Here is a 14,996-nt window from a genome sequence, read left to right on the forward strand (position 1 = left end):
ATGAGCGTGGCTGAAAAATCCGAGAAGAAATCCGGCGGGCTTGGCGAAATCGTCAGCGTCATCATCCAGGCTTTGCTGCTGGCCATGGTCATCCGCACCTTGCTGTTCCAGCCCTTCTCGATTCCGTCCGGCTCTATGCGGCCGACCTTGCTCGAAGGCGACTATCTGTTCGTCACCAAATGGTCCTACGGCTTCTCGCGCTATTCGCTGCCATTCGGCCCCGACATCTTTTCCGGCCGCATCTGGGGTTCCGATCCGAAGCGCGGCGACGTGGTGGTCTTCAAGTTCCCGCCGGATCCGTCGCTCGACTACATCAAGCGCGTCGTCGGCCTGCCCGGCGACAAGATCCAGATGAAGGACGGCCAATTGTTCATCAACGGCCAGGGCGTGCCTCGTGTGAAAACCGGCCAGATCCAAAATCCTGATATCACGGAAGTGCCTGAGCCGGTCGACGTCTATCGCGAGACCCTGCCCAACGGCGTCAGCTACGACACGCTCGACCTGACACCGAATTCGATCACCGACAACACCCGCGAGTTCGTCGTGCCCCCCGGCAACTATTTCATGATGGGCGACAACCGCGACAACTCCTCCGACAGCCGCCTCAGCGTCGGCTACGTGCCGGCGGAGAACCTTGTCGGCCGCGCCAACATCGTCTTCTTCTCGATCGCCGGGAAGGCGAGCCCGCTCGAGATCTGGAAATGGCCGTCGCTGGTGCGCCTGTCGCGCCTGTTCCATTTCGTGAATTGATGGCTTTGAAGCGCCCGGCGGGTGAAACTCTGGCCGATTTGGTGACAGCCAAAACCGGCCATTCCTTCCGGGACGTCCGTTTGCTCGAGACCGCGCTGACCCATTCCAGCGCGGTCAAGGCAAGCAGCAACAACCAGCGCCTCGAATTCCTTGGCGACCGCGTGCTCGGCCTGATCGTTGCCGACCTGCTTTTTGAAAAGTTTCCTGAGGCGCCGGAAGGTGAAATCGCCCCGCGCTTCAATGCCCTGGTCGATGCGCGGACATGCTCCGAGATCGGCATTGAAATGCAGCTCGAAGATCTGGTTCGGGCCGACGCTGCCTTGAAGGCGCGCTCGCGTGGCTCGGGCGGAAACTATCTGGCGGATGCAGTCGAAGCGCTGATCGCGGCGGTCTATATCGATGGCGGCCTCGATGCGGCAAGGCAATTCGTCCTGCGTTACTGGGAGCCGCGCTCGCAAAAGGTGGTGGCCAAGCCGCCCAATCCGAAATCCGACCTGCAGGAATGGATCGCCAAGACCAGCGATGTCAGGCCCGAATACGCGATCGAGAAACGAGAAGGACCTGAACATCAACCGGTTTTCACGGTGTCCGTGAAGGTCGGCGGTTTTGCGCCGGCAAGCGGCACGGGCGGCTCTCGCCGCGCAGCCGAAGAAGCGGCGGCATCGGCGTTTCTTACGCGCGAAGGCATCTGGGCCAACCAAGGGAGTGCGGCATGACCGGCAGCGAAGATCTCCCTCCGGCAGCGGAGGCCACGCATTCCGGCTTCGTTGCCCTGATTGGGGCGCCCAATGCCGGCAAGTCGACGCTGGTCAACCAACTGGTCGGCGCCAAGGTGTCGATCGTCACCCACAAGGTACAGACCACCCGCGCCATCGTGCGCGGCATCGCCACGCATGACAACGCGCAGATCGTCTTTGTCGATACGCCCGGCATCTTCAAGCCGAAGCGCCGGCTCGACACCGCGATGGTGACCACAGCCTGGGGTGGCGCCAAGGACGCCGATATCGTGCTGCTGCTGATCGATGCCGAGCGCGGCATCAGGGGTGACGCCGACGCCATCCTCGAGCGGCTGAAGGACGTCCGCCAGCCGATGGTGCTGATCCTCAACAAGGTCGACCGGGTCAAGCACGAGGCGCTGCTGGCCCTGGCTGCGGCAGCAAACGAAAAGGTGCCGTTCAAGCGCACCTTCATGGTCTCGGCGCTGACCGGCTCCGGCTGCAAGGATTTGCTCGACTATCTCGCGCAAGCGCTGCCGGTCGGCCCCTGGTACTATCCGGAAGACCAGATCTCGGACCTGCCGATGCGCCAACTGGCCGCCGAGATCACCCGCGAGAAGCTGTATCTGCGGCTGCATCAGGAGTTGCCCTATTCCTCGCATATCGAGACCGAGAAATGGGAAGAGAAACCGGACGGCTCGGTGCGCATCGACCAGACCATCTATGTCGAGCGCGACAGCCAGAAGAAGATCGTGCTCGGCCACAAGGGCGAGACCATCCGCGCCATCGGCCAGTCGGCGCGCATGGAGATAGCCGGCATTCTCGAGCAGAAAGTGCACCTGTTCTTGTTCGTCAAAGTGCGTGAAAACTGGGGCGACGACCCCGAGCGCTACCGTGAGATGGGGCTTGAGTTTCCCCATTGAGCTTCATCGTCTAGAAGTGCCGCCCGGCAGTTTGAGACGATGACATGCCTGATCCAAAACCGACCATCGATACCGATCTCGTGCGCCGGCTGGTCAACGCGCAGTTTCCGCAATGGCGGCATCTGCCGGTGAGCCCGGTGACGTTTGGCGGTTGGGACAACCGAACCTTCCACCTCGGCAATGATATGACTCTGCGGCTGCCGAGTGCCGCACCATATGCCTTGCAGGTCGAAAAAGAGCACCGCTGGCTGCCCAGGCTGGCGCCGCTTCTGCCGCTGCCGATCCCGGTTCCACTGACGATGGGCGAGCCCGGGGAGGGCTACCCCTGGCATTGGTCCGTCTACCGCTGGATCGACGGCGAAACAGCCAAGACCGCCGAAATCGCCGATCGCCCACAGTTCGCGGTCGATCTGGCCAAGTTCCTCATTGCGCTCCGGCGGATCGATCCGGCGGGCGGGCCGCCCGCGGGCCAGCACAATTTCTTCCGCGGCGGATCGCCGAGCGTGTATGACAACCAGACAAGGAAAGCACTCCAGGCGCTGGAGGGGCAGATCGACACCCAGGCGGCCACCGCTGTCTGGGATGCGGCCCTTGCCGCCACCTGGCAAGGGTCGCCCGTCTGGTTTCACGGCGACGTCGCCTGGGGCAACCTTCTGGTCCAAAACGGCCGTTTGAGCGCCATCATCGACTTCGGCACCTCAGGCATCGGCGATCCCTCTTGCGACCTGGCGATCGCCTGGACGTTCTTCCAGGGCGAGAGCCGGGAGGCGTTCCGCGCCGCCATCGACGTCGATGAAGCGACCTGGGCGCGCGGCCGCGGCTGGACGCTGTGGAAGGCGCTGATCACGGTTGCCGGACACGACGCCAACCAAGCCGAAGCCGAGCGATCGCGCCGCGTCATCGACGACGTCCTGGCCGATCACCGGGAATTCGCGTGATCAGAGCCTTTCGACGATGTGTGGGGATCCAATGTCAGCACAGATCGCACGCGGCGCGCCAAAATCTTGATTTAGCCACGCAACCGGTGACAAGCTCCTGCCATGGAATGGCGCGACGAGGGAATCATACTCGGCACCCGCAAGCATGGCGAAACCAGCGCCATTCTCGAGGTAATGACGCGTGCGCATGGCCGCCATCTCGGCCTGGTGCGCGGCGGGCGCTCGCGCAAGCAGCAGCCGGTGCTGCAGCCCGGCAACCGCGTCGACCTTTTGTGGCGGGCACGCCTCGACGAGCATCTCGGCACCTTCCAGGCCGAGGCGATCGAGATGAATGCCGCCCGGTTGATGGACAGCGCAGTCGCCGTCTACGGCCTGCAGACCATGGTCGCGCATCTCAGGCTCCTGCCGGAGCGCGACGCCCATGGCGGCCTGTATGAGACGCTTGCCGTGATGATCGCCCATCTGGACGATTCGGATGCCGCCGGCGAACTGGTGGCGCGCTTCGAACTGCTCATCCTCGACGAACTCGGCTTCGGCCTCGATCTCAGCCAGTGCGCGGCGACCGGCGCCAGGCAGGATCTGGCCTATGTCTCGCCGAAATCCGGCCGCGCGGTTTCGCGCCAGGCCGGCGCGCCATGGCGCGACAAGATGCTGGCGCTGCCGGCCTTCCTGCGGCGCGGCTCCGGCTTGCGGGCGGACCACGCGGCACTCGAGGACGCCTTCCATCTGACCGGTTTCTTTTTCACCCGCCATGTCTACGAGCCGCGCGGCATCGAACAGCCCGATGCCCGTGCCGGCTTCCTCGCCGCCTTGCGCAAGCATCATTCGGGCGGCAAGGCCGCCCTTACGGCAGACGCTGCGCCAGAAGGGGGAGGGAGACTCGGTGGGTGCTGACCTCCGCAAACCGTCCAGGTTCACACTAAAAGCTGCATGCGGCAGCATTCCCTCCCCCTTGTGGGGAGGGTTAGGGTGGGGGTACTCGTAGGGCAAGAGCCTCAGCCGGCTTTGCGATGCTCCATGAAATCATCGAGGATGGCGCGCTGACCGCCGAGGATCTTGAGGCTGGCCTCGGCGAAGGAAAACCAGCCGGCCCTGTCGATTTCGGGAAATTCCCTCGTCACGCCTGACCTGGGCGGCCATTCCATCGTGAACATGTTGCTTTTAACGGCATCGGGATCGAAATCGGCTTCGACACTCCAGGCGATGACGATCTTGCCGCCGGCTTGCCGATAGCTGCCGACAGGTTCGAAATCGCCATCGATGCTGACTCCGAGTTCTTCCCCAGCCTCGCGCCGGGCGGCGGCCAACTCATCTTCATTGTCCTCGACGAGGCCCTTGGGGATCGACCAAGCGCCTTCATCCTTCCTTGCCCAGAACGGGCCGCCGGGATGGACGAGCAGAAATTCGAGAATGCCGGCCCTTGTCCGGTGGATCAGCAGCCCTGCACTTCGTTTCGGCATTCGATTTCCTCGTAGTTCATCCGAGGATAGCATGGCTCCTGGGCAAGTGGCGGCGGCATGCCATTCCTGGCTATCTCAGATGATGGGTGAGGATAAAGACCGTAGGCCGCTGGAATTTGCCGACGAAACATGCTCGATAACTTCTTTTCGGCCACCATTGCGGTGGCGTGACTTGAATAGCCGTCTGGGGTGGCCGTGTGGCCGCCGCAATTGTCAGTGAAAACTGGCCTGGTTTGGGGGAACCGCCATGTTTGAAAGCCTGATTGGCGCCGTCGTCGTTATCGTGCTTTTTGTCCTCGTCTTGCGCCAGCAGGGCCGCGTCAGTCTGATCGAGCGCGAGCTCGGAGCGCTGCGCAGCCTGGTTCTGTCCGGAGTGCATGCGACACCGCCCGTTGCCAAACCGGCCGAGCAGGCTGCAAGCGCACCGGCGGATGCCGCTCACGCTAGCGCACCAGTTGCCGACATAGCTTCGCCAACAACAGCAGACGCGGCACATGCCCAGGCACCGGCCGCCGAAGCCGATGCGGCCACCAGCGAGGCCGTGCCAGAACTGTCGGCCGCGGCCAAGGCGGCATTCACCGGATCCGCGCCTGCCGCCACGGCGAAGGCAGCCCGCCAGTCCGAGGTCGAAACGGCGCTCGGCACCCGTTGGGCGGTCTGGGTCGGCGGCGTCGCATTGGCTTTGGGCGGCCTGTTCCTGATCCGCTACACCATCGAGGCCGGCATTTTCGGCCCCGAAGTGCGGCTGTCCCTGGCGGCGCTGCTCGGCCTGGTGCTGATCGGCGGCGGCGAGTTCATCCGCCGCACCGGCTTCAAGGTGCCGGTGCAAGGGGCTGCAGGCGCCTATATTCCCGCGATCCTGACGGCTGCCGGCGCCTTCATTCTGTTCGGTACGGTCTATGCCGCGCACGCCATTTACGGTTTCGTCGGCCCGGCCTTCGCTTTCACCGTGCTCGGCGCCATCGGCGTAGCGACCATTGTCGCCGCTCTCGTCCACGGTCAGGCCCTGGCCGGCATCGGCCTTGTCGGCTCGATGGCGACGCCGGCGCTTGTGTCCTCGCAGGCGCCCAACCCATGGGCGCTGTTCGTCTACCTGGCGATCGTGCTTGCCGCCACAGCCGTGATCGCCCGCATTCGCGACTGGAAATTCCTGATTGCGGCCGCCTTCTTCGGCACCGGCGCCTGGACCATCGCCTACATGATGAGTACGCTCGTCGCCGACCTTGCCGTCATCCGGTTCGCCGACCTTGCCGTCGTCCTGTTCATCGACGCGGTGACGCTGGCGGTGCTTGCCTTTGTTTGGCTGGGCAGTCGTGGCGGCGAAGCGGAACCTGCAAAGGCGGGCTTCGACTGGCCCTCGATCGTGCCTGGCGTTTTCGTTGCGTTTTCAGCGCTAGGCCTGTCCGTCGACACGACGCTGGTCGCCGCCGGTGGCGCCTTGCCGGGCGCCTTCGTCCTCGTCGCCCTTGTCGCCACCGCACTCTACCGGCCGCGCGCGCTGCCGCTGCTGCATGCCGCCGGCGTGGTGAGCGTGATGATCCATCTCGGCATCATTCCGCCCACCACCATCGGCTCCGACATAACCCAGGGGAATATCGGCTTTGACGGCATGCCGGTGGCGGCCGGAAATCCGTTGACGCTGCGCATCGGCATTGGCCTCGGCCTGGTCTTCATCGGCGCCGGCTTCTGGGCCGCACGCCGCTTCGCCGCCTCAGCACGGGTCCGCGCGGCATGCTGGGCGGCATGGGGCGTCGCTGCGCCGCTGCTTATTCTGCTGACGCTGTGGCTTGCCTACGGCAATCTCGACCGCGACCTTGTCTACGCAGCGATAGCTGCCCTTCTGGTTGTTGTCTTCGCTGCCGGTGGCGAATGGATCGCGCGCGCCGAACAGCCGCCGCTCAAGGGCGACATCGCCGTCTCCTTCGCGCTTTGCGGCTCGGCTCTGGCCGGCCTGCTGATGCTGCACATGGCCTTCGGATCCGGCTGGACGACCATTCTTGCCGGCGTTGCCGCCATCGTGCCGGCGCTGGCGACGCGGTGGCGCAGCTATCCGGTGCTTGGCTGGATTTCGGTCGGCGCGGTCGTTGCCGTGCTGGGCCGCGTCGCCTTCGATCCGACCATCGTCGGCGCCGAGTTCCTGACGACGACGCCGGTGTTCAACTGGCTGCTGCCGGGATACGGCGTACCGGCGCTGGCCTTCGGCTTTGCCGCCTGGCAACTCGCCCGCACCACAAATGGCCGGCCGCGCCTGGCCATGGAAGCGGGTGCAGCCCTTTTCGCGCTGCTCACCGTTGCCATGCTGGTGCGCCACGCCATGCATGGTGGCGTCATCGACACCGGCCCGGTGACGCTCGCCGAACAGGCGATCTATACGCTGATCGCCATCGGCGCCGGCGTAATACTGTTGGCGATCGACATGCGCTCGCCAAGCTCTGTGCTGCGCTACGGCTCGATGGCTGCCGGCGTGCTCTCGGTCGCCTTCATCGTCCTCCAGCATTTCCTGGTGCTCAATCCGCTGTTCACCGACGAATCGACCGGCCAGATCCCGGTGTTCAACCTCTTGTTCCTGGCTTACCTGTTGCCGGCCATAGCCGCCGGCGGGCTGGCGCTCTATGCCAGGGACAAGCGGCCGCCATGGTATGCGCAGATGCTGGCGGTGGTGGCGGCATTGCTTGTCTTCGCCTACGCCACACTGTCGGTCAGGCGCGTGTTCAAGGGCGAGTTCATCGGCCTGTGGAGCGGCCTCGGGCAGCTTGAGACCTACACCTATTCGGCGCTCTGGCTGATCATCGGCGTCGTGCTGCTGACCGCCGGCGTCTGGCTGAAGTCGCAGGTGCTGCGCATTGCCTCGGCGGCGCTGATCGCGATTGCCGTGGTAAAAGTCTTCCTGTTCGACATGTCGGAACTGGAAGGCGTGCTCAGGGCGCTGTCCTTCATCGGTCTTGGCGCCGTGCTGATCGGCATCGGCCTGTTCTACCAGCGGCTGCTGACGCGGGCGGCGAGGGAGGCCAACGCTGCAACTTGAAGTGATATACGAGATGGAATATATGAATATCCAACGGAGGATATTCGATGCCGCTCTATATCCGCGACGACGAAGTGGATGCGCTGGCCAGCAGATTGCAACGCGAGACGAACGCTCCGAGCAAAACGGAGGCGGTGCGGGTCGCGCTCGTGCACGAACTTGAGCGCAATCGGGCGAAGGTGCCGCTGCGCGATCGGATCGCCAGTCTTCAGGAGAGGGCCAGGAAGCTTGGCCTGCCCAATCCCGATTTCGATATGAAGAAGTTCACCGACGAGATGTGGGAAGACTGATGTTTGTCGACGCGTCGGTGATCGTCGCCATTCTCAACCAGGAACCTGGGTGGGAGGAATTGCTGAAGCAGCTATCCGGTTTTTCCGGGCAGGTCTGGGTTTCTCCGTTGGTTCACTTCGAAGCAACACAGGCATTGGCAAGGGCCGGCGCCGGCCCGCGCAGACCCAGCGCTGAAGCCCTTCTCCATGCCCGCGATCTGATCGATGAGTTCATTGTGGAGATCATGGGAGAGAGTCTGGCCATTGACGACAACATCGGCTCTCGGGCCATTGACGCGAGCGCCCGTTACGGCAAAGCCGTTGGCCACAAGGCGGATCTGAATCTCGGGGACTGTTTTGCTTACGCCTGCGCGAAAAGCCGCGATCTTCCACTGCTGTACAAAGGCCATGATTTCGCACTGACCGATTTAGGATAATTCGGCCCTTTTGTTGATTGCGGGGAATAATTTAGCCGATCAACTCGTTATCTCACTGCTTGGGTGACCGGGGCGGCAGACCGCTTCGCGCTGGCCGCTTGCGCCGCGCCGGGAAGGCGCGTTCAATCGGGTTAAACAAGGGCGACCTCAGAACCAGCGGTCATGGACGAAAAGAAGGCAGCAATCCTTGGCGAAATACCGCGCCTGCGCCGCTACGCACGCTCGCTTCTGCGCGACCGCGAATCCGCTGACGATCTCGTCCAGGATTGCCTCGAACGAGCGCTCTTGCGGCTTGAAAGCTGGCAGACGGGAGAAAGCCCCCGGAGGTGGCTGTTTACGATCATGCATCATTTGTTCATCGATCAGATGCGCAAGGTGAACCGGCGCGGTGAGGCGACGATCCTACCGCTTGACGCAAACGAGGCGCAGGCAGTCCCCGCCGAGCAGGCGGAGAACGCCGCCTCGCGCGAGATCATCGACGCATTGCAGGCGATCAGCCCCGACCGTCGCGCCGCTCTCGTCATGGTCGCCATCGAAGGATTCTCCTATGCCGAAGCCGCCAACATTCTCGGCGTGCCCGCCGGCACGCTGATGTCGCGCATAGCGCGCGGACGCGAGGAGCTGCGCAGCCTGCTCGATGACACGGCGCGCCGCCGCTCGATAAGGATCGTCGAGAAATGACCCGCCGCGATTTTTCCGAACGCGATATCCACATGGCTCTCGACGGCGAGCTGCCGGGCGACGAGCGCGCCGCCTACGACGCCTGGATCGACGCCAATCCCGAAATGAAGGCCAAAAGCGCCCGCTACACCGCCGACCGCACCGCGTTGCGCGCCGCCTTTGCCGGTGTGCTCGACGAGCCCGTGCCGGTGCTGTTCAAGCAGATCGTTAGCGGTGAAGGCGCGACCAAAGCGGCGGCGCGGCAGTCGCGCTGGTGGCTTGCGCCCGCGGCGGCCGCAGTGCTCGTCATCGGCGGTCTTGGCGGCTATTTTGCCGGCATCGACGGCATCGGCAGGGAAGATGGCGCCGATGACCAACTGGCCGAAGAGGCGATCGCCGCCCATGTCATCTATGCCGCCGAACAGCGCCATGCGGTGGAAGTGCCGGCAAGCGAGAAGGATCACCTGCAGACCTGGCTGTCCAACCGCGTCGGCCTGAAACTGGTGGCGCCGGATCTGGTGGCGGAAGGCTTCCAGCTGGTTGGCGGCCGGCTGCTGCCCGCCGGCCAGGGCAAGGCAGCGATGCTGCTTTACGAGGACGCCAAGGGTCAGCGCATCTCCTTGTTCGTTACCGCTGATTCCTCAGCCAAGTCCAAGGGCATCTACATGGCGGACGCCGACGGCCCCGAGGCGGTCTACTGGCTGGACAAGGGCTATGCCTGCGCCGTCGTCGGCTCGCTGCCGCGAGAGCAGCTGGCTGCGGTCGCCAAGCGCGCCTACGGTCAGCTTCTGGCCGGTATCGCCAGTTGAGCACATTCGGTTTTGGCGTCATGCGCCGAGGCGGCGCCGCACCTGGCGGTGCCGCGGTCACCGCCCGCCACTCGCGGTGGAACTGTCACAATTCGGCCCTATTCAAGGTGCGATAGCGCTTGGCTGATATCGGCGTTTCGGCTGATGTTTGCGACGTTTTTGACCGCGGCCTTTTCCTCCACCCAATCGAGGTTTTCCAAACCCGCATGCCTGCCGAGATTCGCAAGGCCCGCGCGTCCGACGTCGATGACCTCGCCGCCATCGAGAAGGCGGTTTTTTCCAGTGACCGCATTTCCCGGCGCTCCTTCCGCCTGTTGATCGAACGCGAGACAGCCGAGATGCTGGTCGCCGAAAGCGATGGCCGTGTCGCCGGCTACGCCATCGTGCTGTTTCGCAAGGGCAGCGGCGTCGCCCGGCTCTATTCGCTTGCCACCAGCCCGTTTTTCAGCGGCCGCGGCATTGGCCGCATGCTGCTTGCAGCGGCCGAAGAAGCTGCCTTCGAGCACGACCGCATGATGTTGCGCCTCGAAGTGCGCGAGGACAATCTTCGCGCCATCGGCATCTATGAGCAGAGCGGCTACCGCAAGATCGGTCGCGAGCCCCACTATTACGAGGATGGCGCCACCGCGCTGCGCTACGAAAAGACCTTGCGCGGCGATATTCCGGTCGCCACCAAAGTCCCGTTCTACCAGCAGACCTGCGAGTTCACCTGCGGTCCATGCTGCCTGATGATGGCGATGGCCAATTTCGATTCCGGCTTCGTGCCCGATCCGGTCATGGAAATCCGCCTATGGCGCGAGGCAACGACCGTGTTCATGATGTCCGGCCCAGGCGGCTGCGAGCCCTTCGGCCTTGCGGTTTCCGGCTACGAAAGCGGGCTTGCGGCGGAAATCTTCGTGTCCTTCTATGGCGCGCTGTTCTTGCAATCGGTGCGCAGCGACGACAAGCGCCGGGTGATGGAACTTGCCCAGGTGGACTTTCGCCGCCGCGCGGAACTTTACGGCATCCCGGTGAATTACCGTCCATTCACCATCGACGATATCCGCGGCGCCCTGGCTCAGGGAAAACTGGTGCTGGTGCTGATCAGCGGCTTCCTGATGTTCGGCAAGAAGGTGCCGCATTGGGTGCTGGCTATCGGCGACGATGGCGACCACATCCTGATCCACGATCCCTGGGTCGAGGACGAAAGACAGGAGACCATCCTCGATGCCGCCAACATTCCCGTGCCGCACGGCATCTTCATGAACATGGCGCAATTCGGCCGCGACGGACTGCGTGCTGCCATCACTCTTGGGAAACGCTGATAACAATGACCTGGGTCATCCTCACCGGCCGTCAGAACGATCTCGACCCGGCGGCGACGCCGCACAAGATCATCACCAACCGTGACTATCTTGCGCATCCGGCGCTGTTTCGCGGCCAGCAGCCGAAGGTCATCAACCTGTCGAACAATTACGCCTACCAGAGCCGCGGCTATTATGCCTCTCTGCTCGCCGGTTCGCGCGGCCACAAGGTCATCCCGACGGTCGAGACGATGATCGACCTGTCCGAGCGCAAGCTCTACGAGCACGCGCTGCCGGAACTGGAGCTGGCGCTCAACAAATGCCGCAAGGATCTCGGAGGCGTTTTCCCGCAAAAAATCTGCATCTTCTTCGGCATCGGACCGTCGAAGGTCTGGGACCGCTTCGCCAAGCTGTTGTTCGACTGGTTCCGCGCTCCGGCGCTTGAGGTTCACATCAAGGACAGCGCCGAATGGGCTTCGATCCGCAAGATCGGATTCCTGCCGCTGGCCAGGATGGCCGAGGAGGAAGAAGCCTTATTCGTGCAGGCGCTCGAGACGTACACCAACCGCGAGTGGCGCGACACCAAGGGCCGCACCCCGGCACGCTACACCTTCGCCACGCTGGTCGATCCGCATGAGGAACTGCCGCCGTCGGAGATTTCCTCGCTGCGTTACTGGGCCAAGATCGCCGAAAAGATGGGCGTCGAAATCGAGCCGATCACCAGGAAGGACTTGGCCAAGCTCGCCAATTACGACGCGCTGTTCATCCGCGAGACCACCTCGATCTCAAACCACACCTACCGCTTCGCGCGCCGCGCCCAGCAGGAAGGCATGCCGGTGATCGACGACCCGCTGTCGATGATCCGCTGCACCAACAAGGTCTATCTCAACGAACTGATGGCCTACAACAAGGTGCCGGTGCCGCCGACGGTGATGATAGCCGGCACCTCGGATCTCGAACTGGCGGCGCAGACGCTGGGCTTTCCGCTGGTGCTGAAGATCCCGGATTCATCGTTCTCGCGCGGCGTCAAGAAATGCGGCAACTTCGAAGAACTGAAGACGCTCGCCACCGAGTGGCTGGAGGATTCCGATCTCCTGATCGCGCAGAAATTCATCCCGACCGAATATGACTGGCGCGTCGGCGTGCTCGGCGGGCAGCCGCTGTTTGCCGTGCATTATCTGATGGCGAAAAAACACTGGCAGATCGTCAACCACAAGGCCAGCGGCAAGCCCGACCAGGGCGGTATCAAGACCTTCACGCTGAAAGAGACGCCGCCGCATGTCGTCGACACCGCGGTGAAGGCGGCGCGCTGCATCGGCGACGGGCTTTACGGCGTCGATCTCAAGGAAACCAAGGATGGCGTCTTCGTCATCGAGGTCAACGACAACCCGAACCTCGACCATGGCTGGGAGGATTCCGGCGAAAAGGACGAAGTCTGGGTGCGGCTGACGCAATGGTTCCTGGAGCGGCTGGACCGTCCCGGGCGTTAGTTTGCCGTCCCGGGCGGTAATTCAACCGAGGGGGAAAAATGCAGTTCATCGTCATCGAGGATTTCACCGGCTGCGACCGCAAGGAGATCTACCGCCGTTTCGGCGAGCGCGGCCGATTGAAGCCGGACGCGCTTGTCGTGCACCACTCCTGGATCGCGGCTGATATGAGCCGCTGCTTCCTTTTGGTCGAAGCCGATGACGTCACGCTGCTGCAGCGCTGGGTCATCGAATGGTCTGACCTGGTGGAGTTCGAGATCATTCCCGTGGCGACGAACAAGGACATGGTCGCCGCACTGGCCGGCCATCTCTGAGCAGTTCGGTCCATCAGCCGAGCACCGGCGAACCCACCGACCGCCGGCATTCCTCAATCAGCCAATTGCGAAACGCCGCCACCAGGTCGCGCCTTGCACTGCGTTCCGGGATCGTCAGGCAATATGGCTGACGCAGCGCGATCGATAGGGCATTAGCCCGGACCAAACGGCCCTCTTCCAGCGCCCCGGCGCAATAAATGCCTTGCGCCAGCGCCACGCCCAGCCCTGAAATGGCAAGGTCGAGCGCTGCCCGCGACGAGTTCGCCGACAGGCCGCGCTGCACTGCGCGGCCGGGTTCTATGCCCGCCGCCTCGAACCAGGTGCGCCAAGACGGAAACGACGCGCCGGTCGGTCCCCAGTCGGTGTGAATCAGTGGCAGGCCGGCGAGGCTGTCGGTTTTGGCGGTGAGTTCTGGCGCGCAGACGGGGTAGACGGCGTCCCTGACGATCTCCTCGCTCGGGTGTTCACGATAGTGCGGGCCGAAGGACAGCCGGATGTCGATCAGTTCGCGGTCGAACGGCACCGGATCGTCATCGCCGCGCAGGGATATGTCGACGGCGCCGTGGCTGGCGACAAAGCCGGCGAGGCGTTCGGAAAGCCAGCCCATCGCCATGGACGGCGGCACCGATACGACAAGCCGCGGGCGGAAGGCATCGCTGCCACGCGCGATGCTGCCGATCTCCCGAAAAGCCAGGGTCAGCCGGGGCAGCATCTCGACACCGGCTTCCGTCAGCACCACGCGGCGGTTGACGCGATGGAACAGTTTTCGACCCATCTGCTCCTCGACGGTGCGAATGAGCTGGCTGACCGCAGCCGCCGAGATCGAGAGCTCATCCGCCGCTGCGGCGAAACTCCCGAGCGCGCCGCCGCCTCGAAGGCTTGAAGTCCTCTCAGGGAAGGAAGCGCGGTCATTGGGTGATCCGATAGGTAAGGTCAGCTTATCTGTGTCGCAGAAATCCTCGTCTTTTGAAAGCTTTCTTATTCGAGTAGCTTGGCGCCATGACCGTATCGGCCCAGTTTGAACCCAGAGACCATCGCGACGTCATCGCGTTCCTGACCAATGAGCAGCGCAGCCGCCTGACCGGCAAGTCGGACGGGCCGGGTCTGGTCCAACTCGCCTTCCATCTCGGCGCGATTGTGGCTATCGGCGGGCTGATTGCGGCCAAGGTGTCGTACTGGCCGCTGTTGATGTTGCCGCAAGGCATTCTTATCGTCTTCCTGTTCACGCTGCTGCATGAGACGGTGCACAGGACGGCGTTCGAGACGCAGTGGCTCAACGATGCCGCCGCAAGGGTCTGCAGCCTGGCGATCGCGCTGCCCGCCGACTGGTTTCGCTATTTCCACTTCGCCCATCACCGTTTCACCCAGGATCCCGAGAACGATCCGGAACTCGCCTTCCCGAAACCGGAGACGATGCGGCAATACATCGTCCACGTCTCGGGCCTGCCGGTGTGGTGGGGGCATTTGCAGACACTCTACACCAACGCGATTGGCGGCTGCCACGACAGCTACGTGCCGCCGAAAGGCCTGCCCAAGGTGCGCACTGAAGCCCACGCCATGATCGCTTTCTATGTCGTGGTCGCCGCGCTAGCCCTGTGGTTCGAGGCAAGTGTACTGCTCTATGTCTGGATCGTGCCGGCGCTGCTCGGCCAGCCCTTCCTCAGGCTCTATCTGCTGGCCGAGCATGGCCGCTGCCCGCTTGTCGCCAACATGCTGGAAAACACCCGCACCACGCTGACCAACTGGCTGGTGCGCAAAGTCGCCTGGAACATGCCGTATCACGCCGAGCACCACGCCTATCCCGGCGTGCCCTTCCATCAGCTGCCGGCCTTCCACCAGCTGATCGAGCGCCATCTCAAAGTCGTCGAACCCGGCTATGTCAGCTTCCACGAGAAATACGTCGAGACCTTGCGCTGAGGCGCTCG

At 63.5% G+C, this 14,996-nt stretch carries 15 protein-coding genes and 1 pseudogene; 14 read left to right on the top strand and 2 right to left on the bottom strand.

The window, feature by feature from the left end; all coding sequences use genetic code 11:
• The 5 genes from lepB to recO all read left to right on the top strand — a co-directional run bounded on the left by lepB (window position 1) and on the right by recO (window position 4,221).
• Complete coding sequence (lepB, locus tag NKH54_RS29815; RefSeq protein WP_023670241.1) at window positions 1–750, top strand: signal peptidase I; 750 nt, start codon at window positions 1–3, stop codon at window positions 748–750.
• Entirely contained in the window at window positions 750–1,466 is a 717-nt protein-coding gene (gene rnc, locus NKH54_RS29820; protein ID WP_353029531.1) for a ribonuclease III, read from the top strand. The genes lepB and rnc overlap by 1 nt, the downstream gene beginning before the upstream one ends.
• Window positions 1,463–2,389, top strand: a complete 927-nt coding sequence (gene era / locus NKH54_RS29825; protein ID WP_023670243.1) for a GTPase Era — start codon at window positions 1,463–1,465, stop codon at window positions 2,387–2,389. Before rnc ends, era begins: the two co-directional genes overlap by 4 nt.
• Before the next feature lie 44 nt (window positions 2,390–2,433).
• Window positions 2,434–3,327: an aminoglycoside phosphotransferase family protein gene (locus NKH54_RS29830; RefSeq protein ID WP_353029532.1), complete on the top strand. Its 894-nt coding sequence runs from the start codon at window positions 2,434–2,436 to the stop codon at window positions 3,325–3,327.
• A 102-nt stretch (window positions 3,328–3,429) separates the two neighbouring features.
• The gene (gene recO, locus NKH54_RS29835; protein ID WP_352915567.1) at window positions 3,430–4,221 is read left to right on the top strand and encodes a DNA repair protein RecO; all 792 of its coding nucleotides are present in this window, start codon (window positions 3,430–3,432) and stop codon (window positions 4,219–4,221) included.
• Window positions 4,222–4,322: 101 nt separating this feature from the next.
• On the opposite strand, the gene NKH54_RS29840 is transcribed toward recO, so the two are convergent.
• Complete coding sequence (locus NKH54_RS29840; RefSeq protein ID WP_023670246.1) at window positions 4,323–4,787, bottom strand: NUDIX hydrolase; 465 nt, start codon at window positions 4,785–4,787, stop codon at window positions 4,323–4,325.
• A 247-nt stretch (window positions 4,788–5,034) separates the two neighbouring features.
• On the opposite strand from NKH54_RS29840, the gene NKH54_RS29845 reads away from it, so the two are divergent.
• The 8 genes from NKH54_RS29845 to NKH54_RS29880 all read left to right on the top strand — a co-directional run bounded on the left by NKH54_RS29845 (window position 5,035) and on the right by NKH54_RS29880 (window position 13,071).
• Complete coding sequence (locus NKH54_RS29845; protein WP_353029533.1) at window positions 5,035–7,812, top strand: DUF2339 domain-containing protein; 2,778 nt, start codon at window positions 5,035–5,037, stop codon at window positions 7,810–7,812.
• Between the two features lie 47 nt (window positions 7,813–7,859).
• Window positions 7,860–8,102, top strand: coding sequence for a type II toxin-antitoxin system VapB family antitoxin (locus tag NKH54_RS29850; RefSeq protein WP_353029534.1), 243 nt, complete (start codon window positions 7,860–7,862; stop codon window positions 8,100–8,102).
• Window positions 8,102–8,518, top strand: coding sequence for a type II toxin-antitoxin system VapC family toxin (locus NKH54_RS29855; protein ID WP_023692861.1), 417 nt, complete (start codon window positions 8,102–8,104; stop codon window positions 8,516–8,518). Before NKH54_RS29850 ends, NKH54_RS29855 begins: the two co-directional genes overlap by 1 nt.
• Window positions 8,519–8,680: 162 nt before the next feature.
• Window positions 8,681–9,199: an RNA polymerase sigma factor gene (locus NKH54_RS29860; RefSeq protein ID WP_023702686.1), complete on the top strand. Its 519-nt coding sequence runs from the start codon at window positions 8,681–8,683 to the stop codon at window positions 9,197–9,199.
• On the top strand, window positions 9,196–9,987 hold the full coding sequence (locus NKH54_RS29865) for an anti-sigma factor family protein (protein ID WP_353029535.1): 792 nt from the start codon (window positions 9,196–9,198) through the stop codon (window positions 9,985–9,987). The genes NKH54_RS29860 and NKH54_RS29865 overlap by 4 nt, the downstream gene beginning before the upstream one ends.
• Before the next feature lie 206 nt (window positions 9,988–10,193).
• On the top strand, window positions 10,194–11,291 hold the full coding sequence (locus NKH54_RS29870; protein WP_023692865.1) for a peptidase C39 family protein: 1,098 nt from the start codon (window positions 10,194–10,196) through the stop codon (window positions 11,289–11,291).
• A 5-nt stretch (window positions 11,292–11,296) separates the two neighbouring features.
• A complete protein-coding gene (locus NKH54_RS29875) occupies window positions 11,297–12,760 on the top strand; it encodes a RimK family ATP-grasp domain-containing protein (RefSeq protein WP_023692866.1) in 1,464 nt (487 codons plus the stop codon).
• Window positions 12,761–12,798: 38 nt separating this feature from the next.
• A complete protein-coding gene (locus tag NKH54_RS29880; protein ID WP_023670254.1) occupies window positions 12,799–13,071 on the top strand; it encodes a DUF3303 domain-containing protein in 273 nt (90 codons plus the stop codon).
• A gap of 13 nt (window positions 13,072–13,084) precedes the next feature.
• On the opposite strand, the pseudogene NKH54_RS29885 reads toward NKH54_RS29880, so the two are convergent.
• A pseudogene (locus NKH54_RS29885) lies at window positions 13,085–13,983 on the bottom strand (LysR substrate-binding domain-containing protein).
• An 87-nt stretch (window positions 13,984–14,070) separates the two neighbouring features.
• Here NKH54_RS29885 and NKH54_RS29890 point away from each other — a divergent pair.
• On the top strand, window positions 14,071–14,988 hold the full coding sequence (locus tag NKH54_RS29890; RefSeq protein ID WP_353029536.1) for a fatty acid desaturase family protein: 918 nt from the start codon (window positions 14,071–14,073) through the stop codon (window positions 14,986–14,988).
• The last annotated feature ends 8 nt before the right edge of the window (window positions 14,989–14,996 follow it).

The sequence above is a fragment of the Mesorhizobium sp. M1004 genome, from assembly GCF_040318795.1.
Classification (GTDB): domain Bacteria; phylum Pseudomonadota; class Alphaproteobacteria; order Rhizobiales; family Rhizobiaceae; genus Mesorhizobium.

Bases quoted from the DNA above. Each gene is read 5' to 3' on its own strand.
- lepB (WP_023670241.1), top strand. From the start codon at position 1: ATGAGCGTGGCTGAAAAATCCGAGAAGAAATCCGGCGGGCTTGGCGAA.
- rnc (WP_353029531.1), top strand. From the start codon at position 750: ATGGCTTTGAAGCGCCCGGCGGGTGAAACTCTGGCCGATTTGGTGACA.
- era (WP_023670243.1), top strand. From the start codon at position 1,463: ATGACCGGCAGCGAAGATCTCCCTCCGGCAGCGGAGGCCACGCATTCC.
- NKH54_RS29830 (WP_353029532.1), top strand. From the start codon at position 2,434: ATGCCTGATCCAAAACCGACCATCGATACCGATCTCGTGCGCCGGCTG.
- recO (WP_352915567.1), top strand. From the start codon at position 3,430: ATGGAATGGCGCGACGAGGGAATCATACTCGGCACCCGCAAGCATGGC.
- NKH54_RS29840 (WP_023670246.1), bottom strand. From the start codon at position 4,787: ATGCCGAAACGAAGTGCAGGGCTGCTGATCCACCGGACAAGGGCCGGC.
- NKH54_RS29845 (WP_353029533.1), top strand. From the start codon at position 5,035: ATGTTTGAAAGCCTGATTGGCGCCGTCGTCGTTATCGTGCTTTTTGTC.
- NKH54_RS29850 (WP_353029534.1), top strand. From the start codon at position 7,860: ATGCCGCTCTATATCCGCGACGACGAAGTGGATGCGCTGGCCAGCAGA.
- NKH54_RS29855 (WP_023692861.1), top strand. From the start codon at position 8,102: ATGTTTGTCGACGCGTCGGTGATCGTCGCCATTCTCAACCAGGAACCT.
- NKH54_RS29860 (WP_023702686.1), top strand. From the start codon at position 8,681: ATGGACGAAAAGAAGGCAGCAATCCTTGGCGAAATACCGCGCCTGCGC.
- NKH54_RS29865 (WP_353029535.1), top strand. From the start codon at position 9,196: ATGACCCGCCGCGATTTTTCCGAACGCGATATCCACATGGCTCTCGAC.
- NKH54_RS29870 (WP_023692865.1), top strand. From the start codon at position 10,194: ATGCCTGCCGAGATTCGCAAGGCCCGCGCGTCCGACGTCGATGACCTC.
- NKH54_RS29875 (WP_023692866.1), top strand. From the start codon at position 11,297: ATGACCTGGGTCATCCTCACCGGCCGTCAGAACGATCTCGACCCGGCG.
- NKH54_RS29880 (WP_023670254.1), top strand. From the start codon at position 12,799: ATGCAGTTCATCGTCATCGAGGATTTCACCGGCTGCGACCGCAAGGAG.
- NKH54_RS29890 (WP_353029536.1), top strand. From the start codon at position 14,071: ATGACCGTATCGGCCCAGTTTGAACCCAGAGACCATCGCGACGTCATC.